The 11,556-nt window shown below is 70.6% G+C and carries 7 protein-coding genes and 1 pseudogene; 2 read left to right on the top strand and 6 right to left on the bottom strand.

The window, feature by feature from the left end; all coding sequences use genetic code 11:
- Window positions 1-132: 132 nt before the first annotated feature.
- Window positions 133-396: pseudogene (locus ACIBJF_RS48670) on the bottom strand (IS630 family transposase); the annotation flags it as partial.
- A gap of 461 nt (window positions 397-857) precedes the next feature.
- On the bottom strand, window positions 858-3,446 hold the full coding sequence (locus ACIBJF_RS48665) for an ATP-binding protein (RefSeq protein WP_399184318.1): 2,589 nt from the start codon (window positions 3,444-3,446) through the stop codon (window positions 858-860).
- A gap of 438 nt (window positions 3,447-3,884) precedes the next feature.
- Between ACIBJF_RS48665 and ACIBJF_RS48660 the strand changes: the two genes are divergently transcribed.
- Window positions 3,885-4,601, top strand: a complete 717-nt coding sequence (locus ACIBJF_RS48660) for a hypothetical protein (RefSeq protein ID WP_399184317.1) — start codon at window positions 3,885-3,887, stop codon at window positions 4,599-4,601.
- Between the two features lie 632 nt (window positions 4,602-5,233).
- Here ACIBJF_RS48660 and ACIBJF_RS48655 read toward each other — a convergent pair.
- From ACIBJF_RS48655 to ACIBJF_RS48640, 4 genes are all read right to left on the bottom strand, one after another.
- On the bottom strand, window positions 5,234-6,295 hold the full coding sequence (locus tag ACIBJF_RS48655) for a YIP1 family protein (RefSeq protein WP_399184316.1): 1,062 nt from the start codon (window positions 6,293-6,295) through the stop codon (window positions 5,234-5,236).
- 88 nt (window positions 6,296-6,383) lie between these two features.
- The gene (locus ACIBJF_RS48650) at window positions 6,384-7,742 is read right to left on the bottom strand and encodes an FG-GAP and VCBS repeat-containing protein (protein WP_399184315.1); all 1,359 of its coding nucleotides are present in this window, start codon (window positions 7,740-7,742) and stop codon (window positions 6,384-6,386) included.
- A gap of 139 nt (window positions 7,743-7,881) precedes the next feature.
- Window positions 7,882-9,363, bottom strand: a complete 1,482-nt coding sequence (locus tag ACIBJF_RS48645; protein ID WP_399184314.1) for an FG-GAP and VCBS repeat-containing protein — start codon at window positions 9,361-9,363, stop codon at window positions 7,882-7,884.
- 195 nt (window positions 9,364-9,558) lie between these two features.
- Complete coding sequence (locus ACIBJF_RS48640; RefSeq protein WP_399184313.1) at window positions 9,559-10,884, bottom strand: FG-GAP repeat domain-containing protein; 1,326 nt, start codon at window positions 10,882-10,884, stop codon at window positions 9,559-9,561.
- Window positions 10,885-11,002: 118 nt separating this feature from the next.
- Between ACIBJF_RS48640 and ACIBJF_RS48635 the strand changes: the two genes are divergently transcribed.
- On the top strand, window positions 11,003-11,329 hold the full coding sequence (locus ACIBJF_RS48635; protein ID WP_399184312.1) for an antibiotic biosynthesis monooxygenase family protein: 327 nt from the start codon (window positions 11,003-11,005) through the stop codon (window positions 11,327-11,329).
- Window positions 11,330-11,556: the final 227 nt, after the last annotated feature.

The following is an 11,556-nucleotide window of genomic DNA, read 5'->3' as shown; positions in this document are numbered from 1 at the left end:
CTTTCATGCCCACGGCCGCACCCGTACCTCTGTCCAGATGATCACCCGCGCCGCACACTTCGAACGAAATCCGGTTTGCCACAACGCACTGAGCCCTAATCGTCCGGACGTCGGCGCCGACCGGCTTCAGTATCACGCTGCGGCTGCCCGGGCCTGTCCGCCCCAGCGGATGCCCTTCTCACTGCGGATGCGAGCGCGTTCCTTGCGCTGGGCGGCAAGCACGTCGGGGTGACGGGCGTTGGCGTTGCGCCAGCGCAGGTAGCGGTGCAGGGCCCGGGTCTGCGCGGGATGGCTGCGATGGTTCGAATTCGCCAGGGTGAACTGCCGCAGTGGGCCGAAGTGCGCCTCGATCGGGTTGGCCCAGGAGGCGTAGGTCGGGGTAAAGCACAGATCGAGTCAAGGCCGCATGGAGCGTCGAACCGCCCGTCGTGCAGCGGGCCGGGCAGGTTCTCGACGCCTGAGGCGCGGTCAACGGGGGACCGGACCGTCGCCCGGGCTCGTGCCGGTCGGGCGGATGTCGTTCAGGCTGTCGACGATCGTCACGGACGGTGGAGGTGACGGCGTGGGCACCTGGATGAGGATGGGGACGTAGACCACTTCGCCGTGTCTGTACTCGGCCTTCCACGAAGACCGGTAGCACACGGTCGCGTTGGGGTCGCTCTGTGTCGCGTAACACTGAAGTGCGGACCGTGCTTTCTGGGGCAGGGCACTCGCGTCAGCGGTTGCCGCGCCCCAGGCGCCGAACGCCATGCAGCAGGAGGCGGCCGCGGCCATGAGGCTGATGCTCCGCAAAGGTGCTTTCTGCATGCTCATCACCCGTAGAAGTGGCGAGGGGACTTCAAGGTCGCGCGTGGACTTCAGCGCTCGGAATGGTGGAGTTTGCGGGCGGCGTCCTGGCGGGAATGGACGCCGAGTTTGCTCAGTACCGCGCCCACGTGATGCCCGGCGGTCTTGGGAGTGATGTAGAGGCGGGCGGCGATCTCGGCATCCGACAGGCCCTCGTGCAGCAGTTTGAGGACGTCCATCTCCCGGAGGGTCAGCCCGTACGGATTGGCCCGGGTGGCCGCCCGCGGGCCACGCCGGATGGGGCGGATGCCGAGGGCGCGCATCACGGCGCGGGTGTGTGCCACGGCCGGCCGGGCGCCGAGGGCCTCGAAGGCGGTCAGGGCCTGGTGCAGCGCGGGCGCGTCGCCGGACAGGCGGACCAGCGCGGCGTTGTGCGGGCAGCCGAGCGTGTCCCACTGGGCGGCGGCGCCGGCCCAGTCGCCGGCCAGCTCCAGCGCGTAGGGTCCGGCCGCGGCCACCTGCGGGGGTGTCCCTCCGACGCGGCGGATCCAGCAGGCCAGGGACCCGGACAGCCAGGGATGGGTACGGTCCGCCAGCGCGTCCAGACCGCGTTGTGCCTCCGTCCGCACCAGCTCGTGGTCACCGGCCAGCCAGGCCGCCTCGACCCGGGCCTCCCACCCCAGGCCCGTGTCCAGCAGGCAGTTCGAGTCGACCAGGCTCCCGGCTTCCTCCAGCAGCGGCCACACCTGGCCCTTGCCCTGGTGGGCCCGCACCAGGGCCAGCACGGTCAGAGAGAGGGCCCGGACGACCGGTGGTGAGCTGGGATGGGACAGGACGTTCTGTGCGGCGTCGGCGGCCTGGGGCCACAGGCCCCGGTTCAGCAGACCCCAGCTGCCCCAGGCCCTCGTGCACAGCAGGTACGACAACAGGTCGCGATCGAGGCAATAGGCCTCCGCCCGGTTCACGGCCTCGGTGGTCTGGGCGGCATCACGTTGCAGCGCCATCAACCAGCACATGATGAGCGCCAGGAAACCCGCGTCCTCCGGCAGATCCTGCGCCATCGCGCCGGCCACCGCCCGTTCGCAGTCCTCCCAGCCGGTTCCTTCGCTCAGCATGCGTGCCGCCGCGGCATGGAAGCGGGCCTGGACGACCGCCCCGGCATCGCCGAAGCGCTCACCCAGAGCGATCGCCTTGTCCGCGTAGGCGGTGATCACCGCCACGCCCTCGTGCCCGTAGCAGGCCAGCTGGCAGAGGTTCAGGTACGCCCGGGCCAGCTCCCGGCTCGGCTCCAGACCTTCGAGCACCCGCGCCGCGTCCAGGCCGGTCCGTCTGGCCTCGACGGTCCGCCCGGCCGGCCACAGCCAGCACGACAGCCAGCGCAGGTCCTCGCCCTCGCGCAGCCGGTCGCCCTGGGCACGGCGCAGCTGCACCGCCCTACGGCGAGACGCGACCCCCTCGTCCAGTCGGCTGGACAGGAGACAGGCCTGCGAATGGCCCTCCAGCAGGAAGGTGTGCTGGTCGGGCGGCAGGCGGTCGGCGTACCTGAGGGCGCGGGTGTACTGGGCGGCGGCCTCCCGGTGCGCGCCCGAGGCGGCAGCATGGGCGGCCGCGGCGGGCGCGTACTCCAACACGGCCGTCACATCCCCGGCACCCTCGGCGTGATCGGCCAGCAGGGCCAGATCGTCCGAGGCGACCGGGCGGGACCGCATCGCCGTCAGCACCTGCCGGTGCACCCGCAGACGGTAGGCGGCGGGCACGGACTCCAGCACCGCCAGCCGGGTCAGCTCGTGGCGGAACTCGGCCATGTGCCCGTCGGTCCGCACGATTCCGCAGCCCACGGCCTCGTCGAGCGCCTCCTCCGGCGCCGGCAGCAGGCCGGCCAGCAGCGGCAGCGAAACCCGGCGCCCCAGGACGGCCAGCACGTCGACGACCCCGCGTGCCGCGTCCGACAAGCCGGCCAGGCGGCCGGCGACGGCCTCGCGCACGGTGGCCGGGATGGGCTCGGCGGGAGCGGCCAGGATCTCGGTGACGATGAACGGGTTGCCGGCGGAGACCTGATACAGCTGCTCGGCGTCGACGGCGTGTCCGGCGGCGAGCCGGGCCACGGCCCGACGGCTCAGCGGGGCCAGGTCGTGGCGGCACACCCAGGAGTAGCCGGCCAGGGTGCCGAGGAGAGCGGTCACGTTGTGGGTGCGGCCGATCTCGTCGTCGCGATAGGTGACCACCACCAGCGCCGGAACGCTGGGCAGGCGCCGGGCCAGGTGGCGCAGCAGGTCCATCGTGGCCTCGTCGGCCCAGTGGACGTCCTCCACGACCAGCAGGCTGGGGTAGGAGCTCAGGTCGGCGAGGAGGCAGTCGAAGACCTCGTCGGAACGGCAGGTGCCGGCAAGCGCTCCGGTCAGGGCGGTGCGTGCCGCCCGACCCAAGTGCGGGGCCAGGTCCACCAGGGGGCCCAGGGGGCGGGGTGTGGCCAGCGGGTCACAGGCGCCGACCAGGACCCGGATGTGGGGATCGGCCAGCCGGGCAAGACGGTTGATGACGCTGGTCTTGCCGATGCCGGCCTCGCCGCGTACAAGGGCCAGGCGTCCAGGGCCGCTCACGGCATCCTGCAGGTGACCGGTGAGGTCCTGGAGCACGGCCTCTCGCTCTAGCAGGTCCATCACCAGCCAGTTTCTCTCGGTGGCCGGAGCAGCGCAAAAGATCCAGACCGATCAAGACAGGTCGGCAGGTGGGGTGCTGTTTCGGGATTCCGGGGTGGGACGTGGGGTGTGCCGGGGTGGAACTTGGGGTGTCCACCCGATGTGTCCCCGGCTGCGGTCAGAGCATGCTGACGAAAGAAGCCCGGACGTGGGTTCCCCGGTTCTCGCGGCTCAAACCGGTACGACTCCGGTAGAGCGTCCCAGCCAAAGAGAGCGTAGGAAACAACGGCTTGCCGTCGTCTGTCAAGTCACGAGATTTCGGGAAATGACGCGGGGCGGAGCGGCGGGGCCTAATTGAGTCATCAGATCGAACGGATGGCTCGCTCGGAGAATCCTCCGCAAATGAAGTGGGCCCCGAATCCGAATCGGCACAGTCCGAATCACCGAAAAGGAATCATCATGCTGAAGAAGATCGCAAAGCGCACTGCGGTACTGACCGCCTCGGCTGCACTGGCCGCGGGAGGCGCCCTGGTACCGTCCGCCGCCTTCGCCGCCCCGACGCCTACGGTCGCTCACACGATGGCGCCAAGTGACAACGGCGGGAACAACAACAACAATAACAACAACAACAACGGCGGAGGCGGGAACAACAACAACAATAACAACAACAACGGCGGAGGCGGGAACAACAACAACAATAACAACAACAACGGCCGGGGCGGGAACAACAACAACAACAACAATAACAACAACAACGGCCGGGGCGGGAACAACAACAACAACAATAACAACAACAACGGCCGGGGCGGGAACAACAACAACAACAACAACAACAATAACAACAACAACAACGGCCGGGGCGGGAACAACAACAACAATAACAACAACAACGGCGGGGGCGGGAACAACAACAACAATAACAATAACAACAACAACGGCCGGGGCGGGAACAACAACAACAACAATAACAACAACAACGGCGGGGGCGGGAACAACAACAACAATAACAACAACAACGGCGGGGGCGGGAACAACAACAACAATAACAACAACAACGGCGGGGGCGCGAACAACAACAACAATAACAACAACAACGGCGGGGGCGCGAACAACAACAACAATAACAACAACAACGGCGGGGGCGCGAACAACAACAACAATAACAACAACGGCTGAACTTCACAGTCCGGCGGCCGCTGGTGCACAGGCACCCGGTCGCCGGACTGTTTTATGTGCGCGCCTTCGGCGCCTCAGTTCTGGTGGCGTTGATGTTACTGGTTGCCCGTGAAGGCGTTGCCCGATCCGGGCGTGTCCCGGCGGATTGCAGGCGTGGAAGTTGACGAGTGACTTACCCAGCAGCGGGAGGAGCCCCCTGTTCCCGTGCCCGGCACCTTGGTGGTCTGATTTCCGGCGGGGGTGTCGGCCTTTTCGGCCGGTTTCGCCGGATGAGCGACCCGAAGAAGGAATGTTGCCCAGCAGTGAGAAGAGCCCCCGTCGCCTTGATTCTGGGCGCCGCCGGCGCCGAAGAGAATCGCCGCCGTCGCAGCGGCGCTGATCGTGAAGAAACGCTCGGCGAGCTTCACTCGACCGCTTTCAGGGACAGGATGGCGACGACACGCGTTGAACGATTACTTGGCCTGCTGCGGCATACGCCTTTCCCCTCGTCCATTTCGCCCTCACAGCCGCAGAACTCCCTCCCGCAGAACTCACGCCCACAGAAATCCCGCTCCGACGATGCGCATGCGAGAAGGGCCCCCGGCTGGAATGCCGGGGGCCCTTTCGCGCTCACAGGGGACTGGGACGGGGGACTAGAACGTGCCCAGCTTCACGATCGACAGCAGCGCGATCAGCTGGATCGCCGACGCCCCCAGCGCCCTCGGCCAGGGCAGATCGTGGGAGCGGGAGACCATCAGGGTCAGCAGGGCGCCCGCGCCGATCCACGTGGCCCAGCCGAGCAGCTGGACGAAGGTCGCGTCGCCGCCGACGAACATGGCGACCAGCAGGCGCGGCGCGTCCGTGAGGGCCGTGATCAGCATGGACAGGCCGACCGTGGGCTGCCAGGCGCCGTCGCCGCCGAGCTGACGGGCCAGGGTGTGGGTGACCACGCCCAGGACGAACAGGCCGAGCACCATCACGACCGCCGTGATCAGCACGATCGGCACCGCGTTGGACAGCGTGGCGCCGATCGCGTCCTTGCGGGCGCCGTCGAAGCCGAAGACGGCCAGCAGGCCGTAGAGGAAGGTGGTGAAGAGCGCCGGGGCCCACATCGTGTAGTCCCGCATGCGCAGGAAGGTCTGGTCGGGGGAGAGGATGATCCCCTTCAGCAGCTGCTTCCAGTGCAGCGGCGGGCCCAGCGGGGCGGCGGGCGCCGGGGCCGAGCCGGCCTGGTAGGTCGCGCCCTGGGTGTAACCGGCGGCCTCGTCGACCGAGAACGCCTGGGTGTGGCCCGGGTTGTTGGCCGCGTACGGGTCGTGACCGGGAGCGTTGCCCGGGTAGCCGCCGTCCCCGAAGTACTCCGGCCCGTCGTCGGCCGGGCCCGGGTGGCCGTACGACTGCCCCGGCCGCCCGTAGGACTGCCCCTGCCGGCCGTACGGCGGCTGCCCCTGCTGCGGGTACGGCCGCTGCGGCGCCTGCGGGTAGCCGTACGCGGGCCCCGCGGGCTGCCCGTACGACGGCCCCGGCTGACCGTGCTGCGGTCCGGGCCGGCCGTACGACGGTCCCTGCGGCGCCTGCTGTCCTTGGGGGGTGCGGTTGTCCCGGCCCCCGCGTCCGATCCTGAATCCAGCCACGTCATCGAACGTACCTGGTCCCGGAGAGTGGTGTGCCGGGCCCGGGCGTCCGGGCCCGGCTTTGCGGCCGACCTGTGACATCCCCTAAGGGACCGTCAGGGACGTGACCAGGGGGCGCTCAGGGGTTTCCCCCGGTTCCCCGCCCCCCGGCCCCACCCTCGGCCGGCCGTCAGTCCAGGAAGTGACCGCCCACGGTCGTCAGGTGGACGGCCCCGGACGTCGTCGGGACGGTGGAGGTGCCGCGCAGCAGGACGGCGCCGCCGCTCAGGCCGATCGCCAGGTCGGCCTTGCCGTCGCCGGTCAGGTCGCGCAGGTGCACGGTGTAACCGAACTCGGCGTCGACGGTGACCGGGCCGGCGGCCGTCTGCGCGATCCAGGAGGAGCGGGTGCCGGTCAGGCCGCCGGAACCGCCGCGGAAGACGTGGACGCCGCCCTGGTCCTCGTGGCCGTCGACGTCCTCCAGGGGCACCCCGACCGCGAGGTCCGCGTAGCCGTCGCCGTTGGTGTCGGCGGCCGAGAGGTCCCGGCCGAAGTTGTCGTCGGCCTCGGGGGTGCCGGAGACGCCCGCGGTGGCCTGGGTGAACGTGGTGGAGCCGCTGGGGCCCGAGGACCCGCCGCGCCAGACGGTCACCGCGCCCTTGCCGTTGTCGTGGTCGGGCAGGCCGATCGCGATGTCTCCGTGGCCGTCCTTGTCGAAGTCGCCGATGGCCGCGTCGACGGCGGCGGAGTCCAGGGTCTTGGAGGCCCCCGAGACCAGGCCGGAGGACGAGCCCTTGAGGAACCAGACGCGCTGCGCCGGGGTGCTGCTGGCGGCGCTGGGGAACTGCTCGCCGAGGACGACGAGGTCGGTCCTGCCGTCGCCGTCGACCTTGCCGGCCGCGAGACCGGAGGAGTACCAGCCCGCGTTCTCCTTGTCGATCTTGCTGACGGTTCCGGTGCCGCCCGACTTGGTGAAGGGGCCGCGGTACAGCCAGGCCTCCATCCCGCCGATGACCGCGAGGTCGGGCGAGCCGTCGCCGGTGAAGTCGCCGGCGACCAGGTCGGAGCCGAAGTGGGCCTGCGAGGCGTTCGCGGTGCTCTTCGGGGTGAGGGTGGTGCCGCCGGACAGGCCGGAGCGGGAGCCCCACAGGATCGTGACCGTGCCCCGGTACTCCGCGCTTCCGACGTGCTCGGTCGGGTTGCCGACGACCAGGTCGGAGTACCCGTCCTTGTTGAGGTCCGCGGCGGTGAGGGCGTCGCCGAAGCTGTCGTCCTCCTCGCCGCTGCCGGGCACGCCGGCGCTGTCCTGGTCGACGGTCTGGGTGTGCGCGGTGTCCAGGCCGTTCGCGCTTCCGTAGACGACGGTGACAGCGCCGCCGGTGTGGTAGCCCTGGTTGTGGCCGAGGAAGGCGAGGTCGCGGTACCCGTCGCCGTTGAAGTCGTCGTAGTTCTTGGCGACCGCGGCCGTGGCGGGAGTGCTCAGCACCAGGGGCGTCAGGCCTGCCGTCAGCAGGGTGGCCGCGAGGGCGGCGGAGGTGGCTTTGCGCATCGAGGTTCTCCGAGGGGTCGGTTGGTCGAGCGGCTGGAGCTTGGACGGGAGCCTGCGGCCGAGGGCGGGGCCGGGCCCACGCGGTCGCGGTCCCCGCGCTGCGAGCGCGCGGGGACCGCGACTGCCGGGGCGCGGAGCGTCAGTCGGCGAAGTTGGCGCCGAAGTACGGCGTGCCCGACGTGGAGACGCCCGAGTCGCCGGGCCAGATCGAGCGCGAGCCGGTCGTCGTGATCTTCGTGCCGTCGGAGGGCAGGTAGGTCACGGCGCCGTCGCCCGCGTTCTCCTGGGAGCCGACGATCAGGTCGGCCTTGCCGTCGCCGGTGACGTCGTCGAGCTTGACGTCCGTACCGAAGTAGTCGTCCTTCTCGTCGTTGCCGGGCACGCCCGGGGTGGACTGGGCGAAGCCTTGGGCGCCGGTGGTGGTGTCCAGGCCCTTCGCGGTGCCGTAGAGGACGGCGACGGAGCCGGTGTTCGTCGCGGTGCCGATGTTCTCGCCCGCCACGCCGATCGCGAGGTCCAGGAAGCCGTCGCCGTTGATGTCGCCGAGGTCGAGCTCGTAGCCGAACCAGTCGTTGCCCTCGGCCGTGCCGGGGACGTTCCCGGTGTCCTGGGTGATGCCGGTGGCGCTCGAGGTGAGGGGGCCGCCGTCGGAGCCGTAGGTCACCCAGACCTTGCCGCCCTTGCCGGAGTCGGGCACGGCGGTGCCGTCCTCGGTGGTGGTGTTCCAGTAGGCGCCGCTGACGATGTCGCCGTAGCCGTCGTGGTCGATGTCGCCGATCGCGGTGATCACGCCGGGCTTGAGGGTCTCGGACTGGGACATGTCCAGGCCGCTCGCGGTGCCGGGGATGTAGTAGTTGCGGTTCCAGCCGTAGTCGGTGCTGGTCTCGTAGCCGTCGACCACCAGGTCCGTCTCCGGGCCGCCGTTGATGTTGCCGGCGGTCAGGTTGAGCGGGCCGTTCGCGTCGGTGCCCTGGATCGGGGGCTTGATCGTGTACTTGCCGCCGGGGACGCCGGAGGCGTTGAAGCCGCCCTTGAAGACGTAGATCGTGGCGGCGGAGCTGCCGACGGCCAGGTCGGCCTTGCCGTCGCCGTCGAAGTCGCCGGCGGCGAGGTTCTTGCCCCAGTAGTCGTGCGCGCTGGGAGCCGGGTCGGCGATGGAGACTCCCTTGCCGGTGATGCCGGAGGCCGAGCCCCACAGGATCGCGAGGCCGCCGCCGTCCTTGTCGGTGCCGACGTCCTCGCCGGGGGAGCCGACCGCGATGTCGTCGTAGCCGTCGCCGTTGAAGTCGGCGTACGCGGTCTCCGCGCCGAAGTGGTCGCCGGCCTCGGCGGTGCCGGGGTTGCCGGTGGTGTCCTGGCTGATCGCGGAGCGCTTGGCGGAGGAGATGCCGCCGCTCTTCGTGCCGTAGAGAACGACCAGCTTGCCCGCGGCGCTGTGGCCGTTCACGTAGGCGCCGTCGGCGGAGAAGGCCACGTCGCCGACGCCGTCGCCGTTGAAGTCGGCCTGCGGGACGGAGGTGGAGTCCGCGGCCGTCGCGGTCGCGGCCGAGAAGGTGAGCAGACCGCCCGTCAGCGCGGCCGCGGTGGCCGTGGCGAGGGCGAGTCGCAGAGGTTTGTGCATGCGGGTTTCTCCTGCGGCATGCGGGGGATGCCTGGCTGACATCCGGAGTCGATGGGCTGCGGACCGTCCCCGTTCGCTGTGAGTTGTCCCACGGTTCACCGGGCGGTCGGCGATCAGGAGACACGCAGGGATGCGTAAGGGTTGTACGTGAGCTGGGTAAATTCATGTGGCTGCTGTGCGCGTCGGGTCGACGCGTTACGGCGCCAGGAACTCCGAGGTGGAGAAGGTGGTCGCCGGCCTCGATGCGAGCAGGCCCTGCGCCGTGCCCTGGTAGACGGCGACCGTGTCCTTGGTCTCGCCCCGGTGCGTCCGCACCACCAGGTCCGCCCGCCCGTCCCCGTCGAAGTCACCGACCGCGAGGACACGGGTCGTGCCGGGCGCGGGCGGTGCGACGGTGACCGCTCCCGTCGTCGACAGGCCGCCGGCGCCGGCCCGCAGGACGCGCAGCCGGGAGCCGCCGGAGACGAGCTCGTCGCGCCCGTCCCCGTCGAAGTCGGCGGCGTCCAGCGTCGGGCCGAGGGAGCGGAGGGTGCCGCGGGCGGACGCGGCCGGCAGGTCGTAGCGCAGGGACGTCTCCGCCGTGGTGCCCACCGCAGCGTCCAGCGCCGCGTTCCGGCCGAAGCGGCCGAGGGCCACATCGCTGCCGGCGGGCAGGACGGTGCCGGTGCGGGCCGGTCCCGCCGGTCCGCCGAGCACGACGGCGGCCTTGCCGGGGCCGTCGGCGGCCCGGACGAGGAGGTCGTCGTACCCGTCCCGGTTCACATCGGCCGCTGGGCCGGTGGGCACCTCTCCGGGGGCGGGCAGCGGGGCGCCGGCCGCGTGCGGTGCGCCCTGGCGGCTGAAGGGGCCGCGCAGATACGTCAGTCGGCCGCCGGACGCGTGCAGCACCAGGTCCTCGCCGCCGTCGCCGTCGAAGTCGCCGCACACCGGCTGGTCGGGCCAGTCGTCGCCGAAGCGGGCGCGGGCCGGGACGGTGAGCCGGACGGCGCGTCCGGTCAGCCCGGCCGGCGAGCCGAAGAGGATCTGCAGCGGCACCGGGGGCCGGCCCTGTCCGTCGTACGGCGGGTCGGTCGACACGATCAGGTCGGTGAAGCCGTCGCCGTCCAGGTCGCAGCTCTCCTCCGCGTCGAAGACGGCCGGGAGCCGGCCCTCGGCGGGGGCGGCCTGCTTCTTCGGGGTGAGCAACTGCCGTGCGCCGGGGACGAGTCCGTGCGCGCTGCCGTACACGATCCCGATGCCGGCGTCGTCGGCGTGGCTCTGCGCCTTGACGAGGTCGTCGAGGACGAGGTCGCGGTGTCCGTCGCCGTTGAAGTCGTCGGGAACCCTGCTGCCCTTGCCGGGCGGGACGGGGAGTCGGGCGGGGGCGTGCGGGGGCTTCGTCCCGGCCGATTCGGCGCCGCCGGAGGGGCCGCAGGAGGCCAGGAGGAGAGTGGAGGCGAGGGTGCAGGTGAGGGCGACCGCCGTGAGCGTCCCGGTTTTCGTGCCTGCCCAGGTCCCTCCCGCTCCCCGCGCTCTCCGCACCGTTACCGTCCCCCTCACCGGTCCCGCCCGCAACGCCCCCCAATCATGCACGTGTTCGACCGGCGGCGACACCCCGGGGCGGCGCCGGAGCGCGAGGGCGGTGGGCCAGGATGGTGCCATGAGCGTAGTGAAGATCAACGTGCTGACCGTGCCCGCCGAGCAGCGGGAGGTGCTGGAGAAGCGGTTCGCCTCCCGGGCCCACGCGGTGGAGAGCTCCGACGGCTTCGAGTGGTTCGAGCTGCTACGTCCCCTCGAGGGCACCGACACCTACCTCGTCTACACGCGCTGGCGGGACGAGGAGTCCTTCCAGGCGTGGCTGGAGGGGCCGATGAAGGCCGCGCACCAGGGTGGCGGAGAGGGCGCCGAGCGCCCGAAGCCCGCGGCCACCGGTTCCACCCTGTGGTCCTTCGAGGTGGTGCAGCAGGCGGGGCCGAAGGGGGCGTAGGCGAGGATTGGCAGGTACGTTCCGCCCCGGAGCCGCCTCCCGGCCCCTGACCTGCGCGTTCGCGTCAGGCTGGTGGAACGGGTCTGCCGATCTCGGCTTCACCGGTGGGTGGGGTGCGGCGGAAGGTTTCGGCTAGAAGATCACTGAAAATCTCGGGTTCTGGCCTCGCGGGTGCTGGCGTGGGGTCAGACTGCTGTGTGTGCGGGGGGAATGGGCTGGGGAGACGG

The organism is Streptomyces sp. NPDC050743 (assembly GCF_044456925.1).
Lineage (GTDB): Bacteria > Actinomycetota > Actinomycetes > Streptomycetales > Streptomycetaceae > Streptomyces.
Note: the sequence above shows the minus strand (reverse complement) of the source record. Positions and strands in the feature narration are given on the sequence as shown.